This window comes from Cupriavidus sp. 30B13, assembly GCF_049059565.2.
Taxonomy (GTDB): domain Bacteria; phylum Pseudomonadota; class Gammaproteobacteria; order Burkholderiales; family Burkholderiaceae; genus Cupriavidus.
The window spans coordinates 1,396,084-1,414,487 of record NZ_CP188223.1; the positions used below are offsets into that span (position 1 = coordinate 1,396,084).

An 18,404-nucleotide genomic window follows, 5' to 3' on the forward strand; every position below is an offset into this window, starting at 1 on the left:
GCGTCTTCTTGCGCCACGCCCCTCTCCCCGGATGAACTGACGAGTGTTTATGAGTACCGATTCGAATTCCGCGGCCGCCGCCGACGTCGCCGAGCCCACCGCCTATGAACTGGTCGGCGGCGAGGCGCGCGTGCGCGAGATGGTGGACCGCTTCTACGACCTGATGGACCTGGAAGAGCAGTTCAAGGGGCTGCGCTCGCTCCATCCCGCCTCGCTCGACGGCTCGCGCGACAAGCTGTTCTGGTTCCTGTGCGGCTGGCTGGGCGGGCCCAACCATTTCATCGAGCGCTTCGGCCATCCGCGCCTGCGCGCGCGCCACCTGCCGTTCCAGATCGGCACCAGCGAGCGCGACCAGTGGATGCGCTGCATGGCGCTGGCGATGCAGGACGTGGGCCTGCCCGACGACCTGCAGCTGCGCCTGATGAAGGCTTTCTTCGATACCGCCGACTGGATGCGCAACGTGCCGCGCTGAGGCAGCCGTTGCGGCTTCCCCGGCCTCTGCCGCCATGACCGGACCCCAGCCCCTGCCAGCCGAAGCGCAACGCGTGCTCGATTTCTGGTTCGGCGCGCCGGGCTCCGCGCAGTGGAACACCAACCGCAAGGCCTGGTTCACCAGGTCGGCGGAATTCGATGCCACCGTGCGCGCCGCCTTCCTGCCACTGTGGGAAGCCATGCGCGCCGGCGCGCATGAAGACTGGGCGCAGACCGCGCCGGGCGCCTGCGCGCGCATCGTGGTGCTCGACCAGATGCCGCGCAACATGTTCCGCCACGACGCGCGCAGCTTCGCCACCGATGCGCAGGCGTTGCAGGCGGCCCGCCTGATGGTGGCGGGCGGCGCCGACCGCGCGCTGCCCACGCCGTTCCACCGCCTGTTCTGCTACATGCCGTTCGAACACGCCGAATCGCTGGCCGGCCAGGCCGAGTCGGTGCGGCTGATGACCGCGCTGCGCGACGACAGCGGCGGCGAGGTGGACACCGTGGCCTGGGCGCTCAGGCACCAGGCGGTGGTGGCGCGCTTCGGCCGCTTCCCGCACCGCAACGCGGTGCTGGGACGGGAGAGCACGCCGCAGGAAACGGCGTTCCTGCGCGAGCCGGGTTCGTCTTTCTGAGGCGGGGAAGGAGGGGCGGCGGGGCCGCGCGGCGCGGGCTCAGGTCTGCCCGCGCTTTTCCTGCCACTTGTCCACGGTCACGCGCGGCGCGCGGGCGAGCTTGTCGAGGATGCCTTCCGGCGTGGGATCCATGTACAGCAGGTCGTTGTGGACCTGCTTGAGGAAGCCTTCGTCGACCGCGTGCTGCAGGAAGCCCAGCATGCCGTCGTAGAAGCCGGCCGCGTTGAGCAGGCCGACCGGCTTGGCGTGGTAGCCGAGCTGCAGCCAGGTGAAGGTCTCGAACAGTTCTTCGAAGGTGCCCACGCCGCCGGGCATGGCGACGAAGGCGTCGGCGCGGTCGGCCATCATCTGCTTGCGCTCGTGCATGTTGCGCACCACGTGCAGCTCGCTCAGGCCGCGGTGGCCCACTTCCTTCTGCATCAGCGCCTCGGGGATGATGCCGATGGCGGTGCCGCCGTGCGCCAGCACGGCATCGGCCACGGTGCCCATCAGCCCGACCTTGCCGCCGCCATAGACCAGCGCGAGGCCGCGCTCGGCCAGGAGCTTGCCCATGGCGCGCGCCGCCTCGGCGTATTCGGGACGGTTGCCGGGGCTGGAGCCGCAGTAGATGCAAACGGACTTCACTTGTCTTCCTTCGGGGTCTGGGTCTGGGCCGCGCGGGCGGCGGCGTATTCGCGGGCTTGCTGGTCGAACGCCTCGCGCGCACGGCCGCGCAGGTACGGCGCGAGGATCGAGAAGATGTGGTAGCTGGCGCCGTGCAGGTAGCCGCGGATCTGGGCCGGGTCGTTGTACTGGCGCGGATGCTGCACGAACTGGAAGGACAGCCAGTAGGTGGACACCACCACCATGTTGGTGCAGATGGCGTCGACCTGTTCGGGCGTGGCTTCCATCTCGCCGTCTTCCTGGAACTGGCGGCAGATCTCCATCGCCAGGCGCTTCTTCTGCTCGACGATGCGCTTGAAATTGGTTTCAAGCATGCGGTTGCGCGCCAGCAGGTCGTTGATGTCGCGGTACAGGAAACGGTAGTTCCACAGGAACTCCGACATGTACTGCAGGTAGCCCCAGCTCTCGTCCAGCGTGGCCTTGTGGTCGTCCGGCAGCTTGAGGCGGCGCTCCATCTCCTGCTCGAACAGCATGAAGATGGAGTTGATGATGTCGTCCTTGTTGCGGAAGTGGTAGTACAGGTTGCCGGGGCTGATCTCCATCGCTTCGGCGATGGTCGTGGTCGTCACATTGGGCTCGCCGAGCTCGTTGAACAAGCGCAGCGAGACGTCGAGGATGCGGTCGCGGGTGCGGCGCGGGCCGGTTTGCGGTTTGGATTCCATGGGCGGCCGGGCGAGCGGCAATTCGGTAAGTTGAAGCCGATTATAAGCAATCGCGCCTGCCGCACTGCCGCATGCCGCCCGCATGGCTCCCGCGCCGCCATCCGTCCCGTCCCTGCCGCCGTTTCTTGTCCAGTGCCTCATCCCGCCAGTTGCTTCAGCCAGCCCACCACGATCGGCCCGGCGATCGCCAGCCAGGTGCCGCCGCACAGCACCAGCGCCAGCATCACGGCGGCGCTGCCGAAGTCCTTGGCGCGCTTGGACAGGCCGTGGCGCTCCAGCGAGATGCGGTCCACCGCGGCTTCCACGCTGGAGTTGAGCAGCTCGACGATCAGCACCAGCAGCAGGGTGCCCAGCAGCAGGATGCGCTCGACGATGCCGACCGGCAGCAGCAGCGCGCACGGCGTGAGGATGACCACCAGCGTCAGTTCCTGGCGGAACGCGCTTTCCTCCAGCACCGCGTAGCGCAGGCCGGACAGGGAGTTGATGCCGGCATGCCAGGCCCGCGCCAGGCCGCGGTTGCCTTTGTGGGGATTCTGCTCAATCGTGTAGTCGCTGTTCGGCGAGGCCTTGGCCGGCGCCGAGGTCTGGGCCGCCGGCGGGCGGCTGGATACGGGCGGCGGGCGATGCGGATTCGGCATGTTCGGATGCGGGACGGGCAGCGCCGCCGGCCGGGCCGGCGGGCGCGGAGGGCAGCGGCTGCAGGTGTGTCAGGAACTGCTCGGAGGCAGCGCGCCACGAGAACCGCTCGGCGTGCGCGCGGGCAGTGGCGCGGTCGATGCGCAGTGCCTCCAGGCACGCTTCACGCAGGTCTTCGTGCATCACGCCGGCACGGCTCTCGCCGAGCACGTCGATCGGGCCGGTGACCGGATACGCCGCCACGGGCAGGCCGCTGGCGAGTGCCTCGAGCAGTACCAGGCCGAAGGTGTCGGTGCGGCTGGGAAACACGAAGACGTCGGCTGAAGCATACACCTTGGCCAGTTCCGGCTGGCTCAGCACGCCGAGATAGCTGACGCCCGGGTAGCGCGCCCGCAGCGAGGCCAGCGCGGGGCCGTCGCCGACCACCCACTTGGAGCCCGGCAGGTCCAGCGCGAGGAAGGCCTCGACGTTCTTTTCGACCGCCACGCGGCCCACGTAGAGGAAGATCGGGTGGGCGGTGTTGAGCACGTTGGCCTGCTGCGCGGTGAACACGTCCAGGTCCACGCCGCGCGTCCACAGCACGCCGTGCGCGATGCCGTAGCGGCGCAGGTCCTGCAGCACCACCGGCGTGGGCGCCATCACCGCGCGCGCCGGGCCGTGGAACCAGCGCAGGAACGCGTAGGTCCAGCCCAGCGGGATGCCGAAGCGCGCCTGCACGTACTCGGGAAAACGGGTGTGGTACGCGGTGGTGAACGGCAACCGCTCGCGCAGCGCGTAGCGGCGCGCGGCCATGCCGAGCGGGCCTTCGGTGGCGATGTGCAGGGCGTCGGGGGCGAACGCGCGGATGCGCTCGCGCACCTTGGCGCCGGCGAACAGGGACAGCGAGATCTCGGGGTAGGTCGGGCAGGGGATGGTGCGGAATTCCTGCGGCGTGATCAGCTCGACCGTATGCCCCAGCGCGGTCAGCTCGCGGCGGGTGGACTTGAGGGTGCGCACCACGCCGTTGACTTGCGGCTCCCAGGCATCGGTGACGATCAGGATCTTCATGTCTGCTCCTTGCGGCGGGCCGCGTGGGTGACCGGGCCTCGGCGGGGCGAGGCCGGGGGACTGCGTTCTGCGTCGGCGGCGGCGCCCGGCTCAGGCGGCCGTGACGGCGGCGCGGCGCCCGGCCGTGGCGGGGGCGTCGAGCAGCTTGGTCCAGTAGACGATCTGCAGCTCGCCGTCCTGCGTCTCGACCAGCGCCGAGAGGCTTTCCACCCAGTCGCCGTCGTTGCAGTAGAGCTGGCCGTCCACCTCGCGGATCTCGGCCTTGTGGATGTGGCCGCAGATCACGCCGTCGCAGCCGCGGCGGCGCGCTTCCTCGACCATCGCTTGCTCGAACGAGTTGATGTAGTTGACCGCGTTCTTGACCTGGTGCTTGAGATATTGCGACAGCGACCAGTACGGGAAGCCCAGGCGCGCGCGGATGCGGTTGAAGTGGCGGTTGATGGCCAGGATCAGCGTGTAGAGCGAGTCGCCCAGGTAGGCCAGCCAGCGCGCGTGCTGCACCACGCCGTCGAACAGGTCGCCGTGCACCACCCACAGGCGGCGCCCGGTGGCGGTGACGTGGATGGCGTCCTCGCGCACGGCGATGTCGCCGAAGGCCAGGCCGTCGAACTGGCGCGCCACTTCATCGTGGTTGCCGGGCACGTAGATCACCTCGGTGCCCTTGCGCGCCTTGCGCAGCAGCTTCTGCACCACGTCGTTGTGGCTTTGCGGCCAGTACCAGCCGCGCCGCAGTTGCCAGCCGTCGATGATGTCGCCGACCAGGTAGAGCTGGTCCGATTCGTTGTGCTTGAGGAAATCGAGCAGGTAGTCGGCCTGGCAGCCCGCGGTGCCCAGGTGGATGTCGGACAGCCAGATGGCGCGGTAGTGGCGGATCGGGTGGGCGGGATGCGGGGCGGAGGGCGTGGTGGCGGGGGGCGGCAGGCTGGCGGAGGCGGGAGTGGAAGCCCCGCGTGACGGCGGGCGTTGCTGCAAGGTACTGGCCGGTGGCATGAAGGCGGCCAGCGCGGCGGGCAGGGACGAAGGGCCGGGCAGCGGCGGCGACTCCGCCGTGCGGGCGCGCAGCAGTTGCGCGGCCTTTGCCAGTTGTCCGCGTGCGGAGCGAAGGGCTTGAACCATGGCGGCCTCGGTATCGACGATGGCTGCATTGGGCCAGCCGCCGATGACGGAGCCGTGACGGAAACATGAATGTCACATGACTGTGGCGTGCCCGCCAAACTGCCCGACCCCTGCCCGCCATTGCGGGCATCGGCCGCGCGCCGGCTCAGGAGGCCGGCGCCACCGCGCAAAGCCGCGCCAGCGCGCCCAGCACCGCCTGCGTGACGCGCGGATGGTGCAGCAGGCTCACGTGGCCGACGCCGGCCAGCGGCACATGGTGGGCGCCTTCCAGCCACGATGAGCCGGCCGGGCCGGCGATGGAGTCGTGCCAGCTGAATACCGACACCAGCGCGGCGCGCTGGCGCGGCGTTTCGCGCGCCGCCAGCGCGCGCAGCCAGGCGCTGCCGCAGCGCATCTGGCGGGCGTTGAAGCCGCTGCCGTAGCGCGCCAGCGCGCAGCCGTGGTGGGGCGAGCCGAGCGTGACGATGCCGCGGCACGGCGGCGGCTTGCCGCGCCCCGCCACGGCCGCGCGCGCGGCCAGCCCGCCCATGCTGTGGCACAGCAGCAGCGGCGCCTGGCCAGTGGTGGCGGCGATGCGCGCGATGGCGGCGCGCACCTGCAGCGCGTAGTGGTCGAGGTCGCCGAACACGGGCTCGAGGTCGACCGCCTCGCAGTGATAGCCGGCCGCGGCCAGCGCCGGCTGCATGTCCAGCCATACCGCGTGGTTGCAGCCGTAGCCATGCACCAGCAGCAACGGCGGGCGCGAGCCCGGCGCGCGCGCCGGGGTGAAGCGCCGGTGCGAGCAGAACGGCTGGAGCCAGTTGAACATGCGGAATACGGCTGCGTATTCGTGCAGGAAGCAGCCCAGCGCCTGTGCCGGGCTCAGCGGGGCGGGCCGGGTCGCCAGGAAGGCCGGCGGCTGCGGCGGGCGCTTGCCGGCGGGCACGCCGAAGCCGGCCAGCGAGAGGACGAAGGCGCCGGCCAGCGACAGCCCCAGCAGGCCCAGCACCAGCAGCAGGCCGGCCAGCAGCCCGGCGGCAAGCGTCCAGCCGGCGCGCTCGCGCAGCGCCACCGCGCAGCCGGCCACCGCGGCAGCCTGCACTGCCACCGCGATGCGGCGCAAGGCGGCGGCCGAGAGCGTCATGGCTTGGGCGGGCGCAGGTCGGCCAGGCGGGTGCCGGCCAGGCGGTCGTGCAGGAACTGGCGGCGCGGGTCCAGCCACGCCAGCAGGATCCAGATCAGCAGGCCGGCGGCCAGCACGCCCACGAACGGGCCCTTGACCAGGCCGAGCGCGTGTCCCACGGCCGCCGAGGGCGGCAGCCACAGCCATGCGAGCAGGTAGCGCGCGGTGGCCTGCGGCCAGCGCGGCGGCACGCCGGCGGCGGTCTCCACGCGCATGCGCCAGGTCTGCATGGCCAGGGTCTGGCCATTGCGCTGCCAGAACCAGACGAAGTAAAAGCCCAGTACCAGGAAGCTCCACAGCTGCATGGCGAGCTTGCCGTCCATGCCCAGCCGCTGCAGCGCCGGCCGCGCCAGCAGGTAGAGCGCGGTGGAGGCGCTCAGCACGCCGAACAGCAGCACGCCTTCATAGAGCATGCAGGCCGCGCGGCGGCGCAGCGAGGGCGCCTGCGCCGGGCGCCTGGCGGCGGGCTTGGCGTCGGGGGTGGAAGTGGTCGCGGCAGGCATGGCGGAATTGGGCAAGGGCGATGCCGGCCCGGGGCAGGCGCGGTAACGGAGGTGGCAACGGGTAGACAACGGTGCGGTAACGGCGCGGCAGGGCACGGCAACGGCAGCCACGGCCACGGCCGGCGCAAACCGCATTATGCCAAAGCCGGGCGGGCCCGGGCATTCCCGCGCCGGGCGTTCAGCGGCGTACCGGCTCGTCGGGGCTGGCCGGTCCGCCGGCGTTGCTTGCCGCGGCCTCGGCGCCGGCCTCGTGCGGCGTCTCCGGCGCGGCGGCGGGTGCCGCGGGTGCCGCCGTCACTGCGGGCGGGGTGGCTGCCGCCGGCGTTTCGGGCGCATGCGTGCCCGCTTCGGAGGCCGGGTGGTGTGCCGCCATGTGCGCGCCGGCCGTCCCCTTCTTCTCCAGGTGCATCTGGCGGGTGGTCTCGGCGGGCAGGCGCTTGCCGGAGGGCAGGGCGCTGACCGCGCCGGGGCGGCGCGGCACCTTCTCGGCAGCCGCAAGGTTCTTTTTCTGTTCTTCCGGCAACTGCTGGTATTTATCCCAGGCTTCGGCCTTCTTCTGCGGCGGCAGCGAGCGCGTGATCTGGTAGTTTTCGCGCGCCAGCCGGCGCTGTTGCGGCGTCATCTTGACCCATTCGGTCATGCGCGTCTGCAGGCGCGCCTGCTCGGCCGGCGAGAATTTCGGATAACGCTCCGCGATCTGCATCCATTTGCGGCGGTTCAGCTCGGGGAACGTATTCCATTCGCCTTGCAGCGGCGCCAGTACGCGTTGCTGCACGGCGGTCAGTTCCGCCCAGGTCGGATGCGCGTTGACGGGGGTGGAGGCGGCGGAGGCGCCGGTGGCGCGGCCGCCCTGCGCCTGGCAGGCCAGGGGATTGAGCAGCCACGCGGCGGCCACCGCCAGCCCGGCCAGCAGCAAGCCTGCCAGCCGCCGGCGCGGCGCGGCGGGTCGGAGAGGAGTGCTGGCCATTGCTACTGCTGACCGCGTTTGAGGAACACGTGGAAGCCCTGGTCGGCGTATGCCGTGGGCGGCAGGTCGTCGAGCAGCATCGCGGCGTCCACGTCGGCCAGTTCGTCGACGCGTTTTTGCTGCTGCCAGTGGTAGATGCCGATCAGGCCGGCGCCGAGCGCCACCAGCGTCCATACCAGCCCGAGGCGGCGCAGCCAGGCGCCCGCGCGGTGCAGCGGGGAATCGTCCTCGTCGAACGAGACCGTGGCCGGGCCGGCCGCGGCGAACTGCGGCGCGGCCACGGCGGCGTGCGCCTTCTTGCGCGACAGCGCGACGCGCCGCGCGGCGGCGAGCCGCGCGCTCACATCCGCCGGCAACGCATTCGCCGAGGCATCCAGTGCCGTGCGAATCTCATGTGCCAGGCGGCGTTCATTGATTTCTTTTTCGTTTCTGGTGCTCATAGTCGGACCCCCCGCGCTCGCAATGCCTGCGCCAGTGTGTGCGTGGCGCGGGAACAGTGAGTCTTGACGCTGCCTTCGGAGCATCCCATGACAGCAGCCGTTTCCGCGACGTCCATATCCTCCCAGTAACGCATCAGGAACGCTTCGCGTTGACGTGTCGGCAGGCGCTGGATCTCCTGTTCGATGATATGCATGGTCTGGGCGCGTTCTACTTTGTCGGCGCTGCTCTCGGCCGATTCGGAGCCGATTTCGGCCTCGAAAGTGTCGAGCAGGTCATTATCCTCGCCTTCCCGGTCGTCGCGCAGGTTGGAAAACAGCGTGACCCAGGTATTTCGCACCTTCTGGCGGCGGAACCAGTCGTGGATGGTGTTCTGCAGTATGCGCTGGAACAGCGGCGGCAGTTCGCTCGCGTTCTTGTCGCCGTACTTCTCGGCGAGCTTGATCATGGCGTCCTGGACGATGTCCAGGGCGGCCTCGTCGTCGCGCACCGCAAACACGGCCTGTTTGAAGGCGCGCCGCTCGACGCTGGCGAGAAAGTCGGATAGTTCCTGATCGGTTGCCATGCAGGCGGGGTACAGACGGTGAGGCCGCGGCCGGTGGATGTGCAGGTTACGGCTTCCTGCACGTCCAAAATGGTGGGAATGCTAGCAAATAACCCTGTGGGTGACCATCTTTGTTCTTTGTTGCGGTCATTCACGAAGGCCCCGGCGGGGGCGGCAGCGGCTTTGCCGCATGCAAAAAACGGACGCCGCCGGGTTTCCCCGGCAAGCAGAAAGCCGTAGACCGGCCTGATGCAATGCAGTATCATCGTCGGTTCACGACATCAGTGGTTGTCTCATCAGGCCGCTTATGAGGCGGTCTACCATGCAGACGCGCACCGCTTGAACCCGTGCCACAAGCCCGGCAGAGAGCATCCGAACAATTTTTTGCCGAAAATTGCAAAGGACTGAAATGAACATGCCCAGCGCGGAATTCTCCCACGCAGACAGCAATTCATCTGCCGCACCCGAAATGATCGGTGCGGAAATCCTCGTTCACGCACTTGCCGAAGAAGGCGTCGAGTACGTCTGGGGCTACCCCGGCGGCGCAGTGCTGTATATCTACGACGAGTTCTACAAGCAAAAGAAGATCGAGCACATCCTGGTGCGCCACGAGCAGGCCGCGGTCCATGCCGCAGACGGCTATGCGCGTGCGACCGGCAAGGTGGGCTGCGCCCTGGTGACCTCCGGTCCCGGCGTCACCAATGCGGTGACGGGCATCGCCACGGCCTACCTGGATTCGATCCCGATGGTGATCATCACCGGCAACGTGCCGACGCACGCCATCGGCCAGGACGCTTTCCAGGAATGCGACACGGTCGGCATCACCCGCCCGATCGTCAAGCACAACTTCCTGGTCAAGGACGTCCGCGATCTCGCTTCGACCATCAAGAAGGCGTTCTATATCGCCGCGACCGGCCGTCCCGGCCCGGTGGTGGTGGATATCCCCAAGGACGTCTCGCGCAACACCTGCAAGTACGAGTATCCCAAGTCGATCGACATGCGCTCGTACAACCCGGTGAACAAGGGCCATTCGGGCCAGATCCGCAAGGCGCTCGCGCTGTTGCAGGGCGCCGAGCGGCCGTTCATCTACGCGGGCGGCGGGGTGGTGCTGGCCAACGCCAGCGAGGAGCTGCGCCAGCTGGCCGCGCTGACCGGCCATCCGGTCACCAACACGCTGATGGGCCTGGGCTCGTTCCCCGGCACCAGCAAGCAGTTCGTCGGCATGCTCGGCATGCACGGCACGTATGAAGCCAACATGGCCATGCAGAACTGCGACGTGCTGATCGCCATCGGCGCGCGCTTCGACGACCGCGTGATCGGCAATCCGGGGCACTTCACCTCGCAGCCGCGCAAGATCATCCACATCGACATCGACCCGTCTTCGATCTCGAAGCGCGTCAAGGTGGATATTCCCATCGTGGGCAACGTCAAGGACGTGCTGCAGGAGCTGATCTCCCAGCTGCAGGCCAGCGACGTCAAGCCCAAGCGCGAGGCCCTGGCCCGCTGGTGGGAGCAGATCGAGCAGTGGCGCTCGGTGGACTGCCTCAAGTACGACCGCAATTCCGAGATCATCAAGCCGCAGTACGTGGTCGAGAAGATCTGGGAACTGACCAAGGGCGACGCGTATATCTGCTCGGACGTCGGCCAGCACCAGATGTGGGCCGCGCAGTTCTACAAGTTCGACGAACCGCGCCGCTGGATCAATTCCGGCGGCCTGGGCACGATGGGCGTGGGCCTGCCGTACGCGATGGGCATCAAGAAAGCCTTCCCCGAGAAGGAAGTGGTGACCATCACCGGCGAAGGCTCGATCCAGATGTGCATCCAGGAACTGTCGACCTGCCTGCAGTACGACACCCCGGTCAAGATCTGCGCGCTCAACAACCGCTATCTCGGCATGGTGCGCCAGTGGCAGGAGATCGAGTACGACAACCGCTACTCGCACTCCTACATGGACGCGCTGCCCGACTTCGTCAAGCTGGCCGAGGCCTACGGCCATGTCGGCATGCGCATCGAGAAGACCGCGGACGTCGAGCCGGCGCTGCGCGAAGCGTTCCGCCTGAAAGACCGTACCGTGTTCCTCGACTTCCAGACCGACCCCACCGAAAACGTGTGGCCGATGGTGCAGGCCGGCAAGGGCATCTCCGAAATGCTGCTCGGCGCGGAGGACCTGTAATGCGACATATCATTTCGGTCCTGCTGGAAAACGAACCGGGCGCGCTGTCGCGCGTGGTGGGCCTGTTCTCGGCGCGCGGCTATAACATCGAGACGCTGACGGTGGCCCCCACCGAAGACGCCTCGCTGTCGCGCATGACCATCGTCACCAGCGGCTCCGACGACGTGATCGAGCAGATCACCAAGCACCTGAACCGCCTGGTGGAAGTGGTCAAGGTGGTGGACCTGACCGAAGGCGCGCACATCGAGCGCGAGCTGATGCTCGTCAAGGTGCGCGCGGTCGGCAAGGAGCGCGAGGAAATGAAGCGCACCGCCGACATCTTCCGCGGCCGCATCATCGACGTCACCGAGAAGACCTACACCATCGAGCTGACCGGCAACGGCGTCAAGCTCGACGCCTTCCTGGACGCCATCGACCGCGCCGCCATCCTCGAGACCGTCCGCACCGGCGGCTCGGGCATCGGCCGCGGCGAACGCATCCTGAAGGTCTGAACCAGATTGCAGTATCCATGGGCGGCCCCGCCGCATGCAGCGCGGCGGCCGTCAACCGACACACGAAAAACGAAAGCTTGAAGGAACCATCATGAAAGTGTTTTACGACAAGGACGCCGACCTCTCCCTGATCAAGGGCAAGAACGTCACCATCATCGGCTACGGCTCGCAAGGCCACGCCCACGCGCAGAACCTGAACGACTCCGGCGTCAAGGTGACGGTCGGCCTGCGCAAGAGCGGCGCATCGTGGAACAAGGCCGTCAACGCCGGCCTGCAGGTCAAGGAAGTGGCCGAGGCCGTCAAGTCCGCCGACGTGGTCATGATCCTGCTGCCGGACGAGCAGATCGCCGACGTGTACAAGAACGAAGTGCACGACAACATCAAGGAAGGCGCCGCGCTGGCCTTCGCCCACGGCTTCAACGTGCACTACGGCGCCGTGATCCCGCGCGCCGACCTCGACGTGATCATGATCGCGCCGAAGGCCCCGGGCCACACCGTGCGCTCGACCTACGCGCAAGGCGGCGGCGTGCCCCACCTGATCGCCGTGCACCAGAACAAGTCCGGCGCCGCCCGTGACATCGCCCTGTCGTACGCCACCGCCAACGGCGGCGGCCGCGCCGGCATCATCGAGACCAACTTCCGCGAAGAAACCGAAACCGACCTGTTCGGCGAGCAGGCCGTGCTGTGCGGCGGCACCGTCGAGCTGATCAAGGCCGGCTTCGAGACGCTGGTGGAAGCCGGCTACGCGCCGGAAATGGCTTACTTCGAGTGCCTGCACGAACTGAAGCTGATCGTCGACCTGATCTATGAAGGCGGCATCGCCAACATGAACTACTCGATCTCCAACAACGCCGAATACGGCGAATACGTCACCGGCCCGCGCGTCGTGACCGCGGAGACCAAGAAGGCCATGAAGCAGTGCCTGACCGACATCCAGACCGGCGAGTACGCCAAGAGCTTCCTGCTCGAGAACAAGGCCGGCGCGCCGACCCTGATCTCGCGCCGCCGCCTGACGGCCGAGCACCAGATCGAGGAAGTGGGCGCCAAGCTGCGCGCCATGATGCCCTGGATCGCCAAGAACAAGCTGGTCGACCAGTCGAAGAACTAAGTCGGAATCCAGTCCTGGGCCCGCCGTTTCGCGCGGCGGGCCGCGGCCGTCCCGCCTTCCGCGCGCTCGGGTCCCTGTTCCCGGGGAGCTTTCGCGCGGGGGCGGGACGGCTTTTTGTTATCCTTGTCAGACTTTCTTCTTCTACAAGCACTGCATGAACTATCCTCATCCGCTGATTGCCCGTGAAGGCTGGCCGTTCCTGGGCGCCGCCTTCGTCATCTCGCTGCTGGTGCAGTTCAGCGCCGGCTTCTGGTGGGCCCTGCCGCTGTGGATCATCACGCTGTTCGTGCTGCAGTTCTTCCGCGATCCGCCGCGGCCGATCCCGGCCCAGCCGAACGCCGTGCTGGCGCCGGCCGACGGCCGCATCGTGGTGGTCGAGAAAACCCAGGACCCCTACGCGGGGCGCGAGGCGCTGAAGATCAGCGTGTTCATGAACGTGTTCAACGTCCACTCGAACCGCGTGTCGGTGGACGGCCAGGTGGAAAAGGTCGAGTACTTCGCCGGCAAGTTCGTCAACGCGGACCTCGACAAGGCCTCGCTCGAAAACGAGCGCAATGCCGTGGTGATCCGCCGCGCCGGCGACGGCAAGGTGGTGACGCTGGTGCAGGTCGCCGGCCTGGTGGCGCGCCGCATCCTCTGCTATACCCGGGTTGGTGAAACCCTTTCGCGCGGCCAGCGCTACGGCTTCATCCGCTTCGGCTCGCGCGTGGACGTGTACCTGCCCGTGGATGCGCGCCCGCGCGTGACCATCGGCGAGAAGGTGTCGGCCTCGTCGACCGTCCTGGCCGAGCTGGACTGACCCGGCCGCGCGGCCACTGGAGAACAGGCATGGGTGCATTCAACCGGCGCAACAAGCGCGCCAGCAACGGCAACGTGACGCATCTGCGTCCGTTCCGCCACAACCAGCTACGCGGCAACGAGCCGGACGGCTACGATGACGATGCCGCCGATCCCGACATCGAGTACGTGCGCCCGCGCCGGCGCGGCATCTACCTGCTGCCGAACGCGTTCACCACCGCGGCGCTGTTCGCCGGCTTCTTCGCCATCGTGCAGGCCATGAACATGCGCTTCGACACAGCGGCCATCGCCATCTTCGCGGCCATGGTGCTGGACGGCATGGACGGCCGCGTGGCGCGCATCACCAATACGCAGAGCGCGTTCGGCGAGCAGTACGATTCGCTCTCCGACATGACCTCGTTCGGCGTGGCGCCGGCGCTGGTGATGTACGAGTGGATCCTGCACGACCTCGGCAAATGGGGCTGGATCGCCGCCTTCGTCTACTGCACCTGCGCGGCGCTGCGCCTGGCGCGCTTCAACGCCAACATCGGCGTGGTCGACAAGCGCTTCTTCCAGGGGCTGCCCAGCCCCGCGGCGGCGGCGCTGGTGGCCGGCTTCGTGTGGCTGGTGATCGACAACAAGCTGCCCGTCAAGGACCTGTGGATGCCGTGGGTGGCATTCGGCATCACGCTGTACGCCGGGCTGTCGATGGTGTCGAACGCGCCGTTCTACAGCGGCAAGGCGCTCGACGTGCGCTACCGCGTGCCGTTCGGCATGATGGTGCTGGTGCTGGTGCTGTTCGTGGTGGTGTCGACCGATCCGCCGGTGGCGCTGTTCGGGCTGTTCGTGGCCTACGCCATCTCGGGCTACCTGTTGTGGGGCTGGCGCGCGCTGCACGGGCAGCCGGCAAGCGTGCGCAAGGGGCGCGACGGCGGGAACGACCGTTCCTGAGCCGCTCCGGCGGGAAAGGCGCTGCGGCGCCTTTTCTTTTTTTTACTCTTCAGTTCTCGCTCTTTTACCGCCGCTCTTTTATCTTGGCTCTCTGATCCCGGCTGCTGTTCCGCCGCTGTTCGTCGTCGTTCCTTTTCACGATCACAGGAGGTTCCCATGGGCATGCTCGACTTCATCAAGGAAGCAGGAGAGAAACTGTTCGGCGGCGGCGCGGCCAAGGCGGCCACGCCCGAGGCCGCGCCCGCGGCCGATGCCGACGCGGCCAACCGCGCCGCCGGCGATGCCATCGAGGTCTACATCAAACAGATGGGCCTGGACGCCACCGGGCTGACGGTCCAGGTGGACGGCTCGCAGGGGCTGGTGACGGTGTTCGGCGTGGCGCCGGACCAGGCCACGCGCGAGAAGATCATCCTGTGCTGCGGCAATGTGCAGGGCGTGGACAAGGTCGACGACAAGATGTCGGTCAACGTGGAGACGGCCGAGTCGCAATGGCATACCGTGGTCAAGGGCGACACGCTGTGGGCCATCTCCCAGGTGGCCTACGGCAACGGCGCGCTGTATACGGCCATCTTCGAAGCCAACCGCCCGATGCTGTCGAATCCGGACAAGATCTACCCGGGGCAGAAACTGCGCATCCCGCCGAAGCCCTGACGCCGGGCGCCGCCGGACAGCCGGGCAGGGCGCGCACGCCGCCCGGTCCCGGCTATCGGCTATCGGCTATCGGCGCGATTGATGCGCCCGTATTGCGCGCGCGCGGCTTCTCGGCTATAGTCGCTGACATGATTTCGCGCCAAGCCCTACTCGCCCGCACCATTCTAGGTGGCCTACTAGGCCATCAGGTCGGGATGCGTTCGCGCTGAGGGAAGCCAATACCCTCGCGCAAAGTCACACAGGATTCACAAACGCCCCGGCCTGCATCACTGCACGCCGGGGCGTTTTGCATTCAGCGCCGGCGCCGGGAGAGCAGGCCAGGTCCGCCAGACGCCAAGCACAACAGATAAAGCCCAGGAGCCCCACCCATGTCCGACAAACTCATCATTTTCGACACCACCTTGCGCGACGGCGAACAGTCGCCCGGCGCCTCCATGACCCGCGAGGAAAAGATCCGCATCGCGCGCCAGCTGGAGCGCCTGAGGGTGGACGTGATCGAAGCCGGCTTCGCGGCCAGTTCCAACGGCGACTTCGAGGCCATCCGCTCGATCGCCCAGGTGGTCAAGGATTCCACCATCTGCTCGCTGGCCCGCGCCAACGACAAGGACATCGCCCGCGCCGCCGAGGCGCTCAAGCCGGCCAACTCCTTCCGCATCCATACCTTCATCGCCACCTCGGCGCTGCACATGGAGAAGAAGCTGCGCATGACGCCGGACCAGGTCTATGAGCAGGCCCGCCTCGCCGTGCGCTTCGCGCGCCAGTTCACCGACGACATCGAGTTCTCGCCCGAAGACGGCAGCCGCTCGGACATGGACTTCCTGTGCCGCGTGCTCGAAGGCGTGATCGCCGAGGGCGCCACCACCATCAACCTGCCGGACACGGTCGGCTACGCGGTGCCGGAAGGCTACGCCGCCCTGATCCGCTCGGTGCGCGAGCGCATCCCCAATTCCGACAAGGCGGTGTGGTCCGTGCATTGCCACAACGACCTCGGCATGGCCGTGGCCAACTCGCTGGCGGCGGTCAAGCTCGGCGGCGCGCGCCAGGTCGAGTGCACCATCAACGGCCTCGGCGAGCGTGCCGGCAACACCAGCCTGGAAGAAGTGGTGATGGCGGTCAAGACCCGCCGCGACTACTTCGACATGGACGTCGGCGTGGACACCACGCAGATCGTGCCGGCCTCCAAGCTGGTCTCGCAGATCACCGGCTTCGTGGTGCAGCCCAACAAGGCCGTGGTCGGCGCCAACGCGTTCGCCCATGCCTCGGGCATCCACCAGGACGGCGTGCTCAAGGCGCGCGACACCTACGAGATCATGCGCGCCGAGGACGTGGGCTGGACCGCCAACAAGATCGTGCTGGGCAAGCTCTCGGGCCGCAACGCTTTCAAGCAGCGCCTGCAGGAACTCGGCATCACGCTCGACAGCGAAAGCGAGATCAACGCCGCTTTCGCGCGCTTCAAGGAACTGGCCGACCAGAAGGCCGAGATCTTCGACGAAGACATCATGGCCATCGTTTCCGACGAGGCCCACGACGTCAACGATCACTTCCGCTTCATCTCGCTGTCGCAGCGCTCGGAAACCGGCGAGCGCCCGCATGCGCGCGTGGTGTTCAACATGGACGGCCAGGAAATGGTCGGCGAGGCCGAGGGCAACGGCCCGGTCGACGCTACCCTGCATGCCATCGAAAGCAAGGTCAACAGCGGCGCCGAGCAGGTGCTGTATTCGGTCAACGCCATCACCACGGGCACCCAGGCCCAGGGCGAAGTGACGGTGCGCCTGTCCAAGGCCGGCCGCATCGTCAACGGCGTCGGCACGGACCCGGACATCGTGGCGGCCTCGGCCAAGGCCTACCTGGCCGCGCTGAACAAGCTGCACGACAAGGCCGTGCAGAAGATCAACCCGCAGATCTGATCCGGATCCCAGCGGCAAGCCCCGCGGCCTATCCGGCTGCCTGGCTTGAAACCGGCCCGCCGCGTTTCCCACGAGGACGCCGGCGGGCGTTTTGCGTTCTCTCGCATTCTTTTCGCGTTCCCGCCGCGCGCGGCGCTTTCCTTCCCGGCGCGCCGCCGCGGTTTGCCTCCGGCCGCCTCCCTGGCTTACCATGCACCGCTTTTGACGGGAGGGCTCTCGATGTGGAGTAGACGATGGCTGGCCGGCTGCCTGCTGACGCTGGCCGCCGCGGGCGCTGGCGCCCAGGAGCCGATCCGGCTCGGCATGATCGAGGGACTGTCGGGCCCGTTCGCCAATGCCGGCGACGCGGTGGTGCGCAACCTGCGCATCGCCATCGAGCGCGTCAATGCGCGCGGCGGCGTGAAGACCGCGCAGGGCATGCGCCCGTTCGAGCTGGTGACGCTCGACAGCAAGGGCAATGTCGACGAGAGCCTGATCCAGTTCCGCGGCCTGACGGACCGCCGCATTCCCTTCGTCCTGCAGGGCAACAGCTCGGCGGTGGCCGCCGCGCTGGTCGGCGCGGTCAACCGGCACAACCAGCGCCAGCCCGATGCGCGCGTGCTGTTCCTCAACTATTCGGCGGTCGACCCGGCGCTGACCAACGAGAACTGCAGCTTCTGGCATTTCCGCTTCGACGCCAGCGCCGACATGCGCATGCAGGCCCTGACCGAGGTCATCCGCGCCGACGCGAGCGTGCGCCGCGTCTACCTGATCGACCAGGACTACAGCTTCGGCCACCAGGTGGCGCGCTCGGCGCGCGAGATGCTGGCCGCCAAGCGCCCCGACCTGCGCGTCGTCGGCGACGAATTCCACCCGATCGGCAAGATCAAGGATTTCGCTCCCTACATCGCCAAGATCAAGGCCAGCGGCGCGGATGCCGTCATCACCGGCAACTGGGGCAACGACCTGACCCTGATGGTCAAGGCCGCGCGCGAAGGCGGGCTGAACGCCAAGTTCTACACCTTCTACGGCAACGGCCTGGGCGCCCCCGCGGCGATGGGCGACGCCGGGGTGGGGCGGGTGCTGGCGGTGGCCGAATGGCACCCGAACGTCGGCGGCGCCGCTTCGGACGCGTTCTACCAGGCCTTCCGGGCGCGCTACCCCGAGCCGCGCGACGACTACGTCCACCTGCGCATGCAGATGATGGTCGAGATGCTGGCCCGCGCCATCGGGCAGGCCGGCTCGACCGATGCCGTCAAGGTGGCGCACGCGCTGGAAGACATGCGCTACGTCAACGACTTCCATGACGCCACCATCCGCGCCGGCGACCACCAGGTGCTGCAGCCGCTCTACGTGTCCGTGATGGAGAAGCAGGGCGGCGAGGTGCGCTTCGACAACGAGGGTTCGGGATACGGGTTCCGCACGGTCAGGAAGCTGAAGGCCGCGCAGACCACCTTGCCGACCACCTGCGAGATGGAGCGGTTCTGAAGGGCGGCAAGGGATTTCTGGCAAGTGCCGCC

General features: G+C 67.9%; 20 protein-coding genes. 10 read left to right on the forward strand and 10 right to left on the reverse strand.

Annotated features, from left to right (window positions below):
* The first annotated feature begins 49 nt into the window (after window positions 1-49).
* Together ACKI2N_RS06490 and ACKI2N_RS06495 are read left to right on the forward strand one after the other, a co-directional pair.
* Entirely contained in the window at window positions 50-472 is a 423-nt protein-coding gene (locus ACKI2N_RS06490; RefSeq protein WP_420992722.1) for a group II truncated hemoglobin, read from the forward strand.
* A gap of 34 nt (window positions 473-506) precedes the next feature.
* Complete coding sequence (locus ACKI2N_RS06495) at window positions 507-1,109, forward strand: DUF924 family protein (RefSeq protein WP_420992721.1); 603 nt, start codon at window positions 507-509, stop codon at window positions 1,107-1,109.
* 39 nt (window positions 1,110-1,148) lie between these two features.
* On the opposite strand, the gene ACKI2N_RS06500 is transcribed toward ACKI2N_RS06495, so the two are convergent.
* The 10 genes from ACKI2N_RS06500 to ACKI2N_RS06545 all read right to left on the reverse strand — a co-directional run bounded on the left by ACKI2N_RS06500 (window position 1,149) and on the right by ACKI2N_RS06545 (window position 8,868).
* Window positions 1,149-1,733, reverse strand: a complete 585-nt coding sequence (locus ACKI2N_RS06500; protein ID WP_420992720.1) for a TIGR00730 family Rossman fold protein — start codon at window positions 1,731-1,733, stop codon at window positions 1,149-1,151.
* A complete protein-coding gene (locus ACKI2N_RS06505; protein ID WP_420992719.1) occupies window positions 1,730-2,434 on the reverse strand; it encodes a TetR/AcrR family transcriptional regulator in 705 nt (234 codons plus the stop codon). The genes ACKI2N_RS06500 and ACKI2N_RS06505 overlap by 4 nt, the downstream gene beginning before the upstream one ends.
* A gap of 137 nt (window positions 2,435-2,571) precedes the next feature.
* The gene (locus ACKI2N_RS06510; RefSeq protein WP_420992718.1) at window positions 2,572-3,072 is read right to left on the reverse strand and encodes a diacylglycerol kinase; all 501 of its coding nucleotides are present in this window, start codon (window positions 3,070-3,072) and stop codon (window positions 2,572-2,574) included.
* Complete coding sequence (locus ACKI2N_RS06515) at window positions 2,972-4,117, reverse strand: glycosyltransferase family 4 protein (RefSeq protein WP_420992717.1); 1,146 nt, start codon at window positions 4,115-4,117, stop codon at window positions 2,972-2,974. Before ACKI2N_RS06515 ends, ACKI2N_RS06510 begins: the two co-directional genes overlap by 101 nt.
* Before the next feature lie 90 nt (window positions 4,118-4,207).
* On the reverse strand, window positions 4,208-5,107 hold the full coding sequence (locus tag ACKI2N_RS06520) for a UDP-2,3-diacylglucosamine diphosphatase (protein ID WP_420992912.1): 900 nt from the start codon (window positions 5,105-5,107) through the stop codon (window positions 4,208-4,210).
* Window positions 5,108-5,378: 271 nt separating this feature from the next.
* On the reverse strand, window positions 5,379-6,356 hold the full coding sequence (locus ACKI2N_RS06525; RefSeq protein WP_420992716.1) for an esterase/lipase family protein: 978 nt from the start codon (window positions 6,354-6,356) through the stop codon (window positions 5,379-5,381).
* Window positions 6,353-6,898, reverse strand: a complete 546-nt coding sequence (locus ACKI2N_RS06530; protein WP_420992715.1) for an RDD family protein — start codon at window positions 6,896-6,898, stop codon at window positions 6,353-6,355. Before ACKI2N_RS06530 ends, ACKI2N_RS06525 begins: the two co-directional genes overlap by 4 nt.
* Window positions 6,899-7,076: 178 nt before the next feature.
* The gene (locus ACKI2N_RS06535) at window positions 7,077-7,865 is read right to left on the reverse strand and encodes a DUF3106 domain-containing protein (RefSeq protein WP_420992714.1); all 789 of its coding nucleotides are present in this window, start codon (window positions 7,863-7,865) and stop codon (window positions 7,077-7,079) included.
* 2 nt (window positions 7,866-7,867) lie between these two features.
* Window positions 7,868-8,305, reverse strand: coding sequence for a DUF3619 family protein (locus tag ACKI2N_RS06540; RefSeq protein WP_420992713.1), 438 nt, complete (start codon window positions 8,303-8,305; stop codon window positions 7,868-7,870).
* Window positions 8,302-8,868 carry an RNA polymerase sigma factor gene (locus ACKI2N_RS06545; protein WP_420992712.1) on the reverse strand — a complete coding sequence of 189 codons (567 nt, stop codon included), beginning with the start codon at window positions 8,866-8,868 and terminating at the stop codon, window positions 8,302-8,304. Before ACKI2N_RS06545 ends, ACKI2N_RS06540 begins: the two co-directional genes overlap by 4 nt.
* Window positions 8,869-9,256: 388 nt before the next feature.
* On the opposite strand from ACKI2N_RS06545, the gene ACKI2N_RS06550 reads away from it, so the two are divergent.
* From ACKI2N_RS06550 to ACKI2N_RS06585, 8 genes are all read left to right on the forward strand, one after another.
* Window positions 9,257-11,020, forward strand: a complete 1,764-nt coding sequence (locus ACKI2N_RS06550; protein ID WP_420992711.1) for an acetolactate synthase 3 catalytic subunit — start codon at window positions 9,257-9,259, stop codon at window positions 11,018-11,020.
* Window positions 11,020-11,511, forward strand: coding sequence for an acetolactate synthase small subunit (gene ilvN / locus ACKI2N_RS06555; protein WP_020203618.1), 492 nt, complete (start codon window positions 11,020-11,022; stop codon window positions 11,509-11,511). The genes ACKI2N_RS06550 and ilvN overlap by 1 nt, the downstream gene beginning before the upstream one ends.
* Before the next feature lie 91 nt (window positions 11,512-11,602).
* Window positions 11,603-12,619 carry a ketol-acid reductoisomerase gene (gene ilvC, locus ACKI2N_RS06560; RefSeq protein WP_420992710.1) on the forward strand — a complete coding sequence of 339 codons (1,017 nt, stop codon included), beginning with the start codon at window positions 11,603-11,605 and terminating at the stop codon, window positions 12,617-12,619.
* Between the two features lie 154 nt (window positions 12,620-12,773).
* Window positions 12,774-13,418: a phosphatidylserine decarboxylase gene (locus ACKI2N_RS06565; protein ID WP_420992709.1), complete on the forward strand. Its 645-nt coding sequence runs from the start codon at window positions 12,774-12,776 to the stop codon at window positions 13,416-13,418.
* 29 nt (window positions 13,419-13,447) lie between these two features.
* Window positions 13,448-14,347, forward strand: coding sequence for a CDP-diacylglycerol--serine O-phosphatidyltransferase (pssA, locus tag ACKI2N_RS06570; protein ID WP_420992708.1), 900 nt, complete (start codon window positions 13,448-13,450; stop codon window positions 14,345-14,347).
* A 156-nt stretch (window positions 14,348-14,503) separates the two neighbouring features.
* The gene (gene lysM, locus ACKI2N_RS06575) at window positions 14,504-14,998 is read left to right on the forward strand and encodes a peptidoglycan-binding protein LysM (RefSeq protein WP_420992707.1); all 495 of its coding nucleotides are present in this window, start codon (window positions 14,504-14,506) and stop codon (window positions 14,996-14,998) included.
* Between the two features lie 368 nt (window positions 14,999-15,366).
* Complete coding sequence (locus ACKI2N_RS06580; RefSeq protein WP_420992706.1) at window positions 15,367-16,905, forward strand: 2-isopropylmalate synthase; 1,539 nt, start codon at window positions 15,367-15,369, stop codon at window positions 16,903-16,905.
* Window positions 16,906-17,124: 219 nt separating this feature from the next.
* The gene (locus ACKI2N_RS06585) at window positions 17,125-18,372 is read left to right on the forward strand and encodes a branched-chain amino acid ABC transporter substrate-binding protein (protein WP_420992705.1); all 1,248 of its coding nucleotides are present in this window, start codon (window positions 17,125-17,127) and stop codon (window positions 18,370-18,372) included.
* Window positions 18,373-18,404 lie beyond the last annotated feature (32 nt).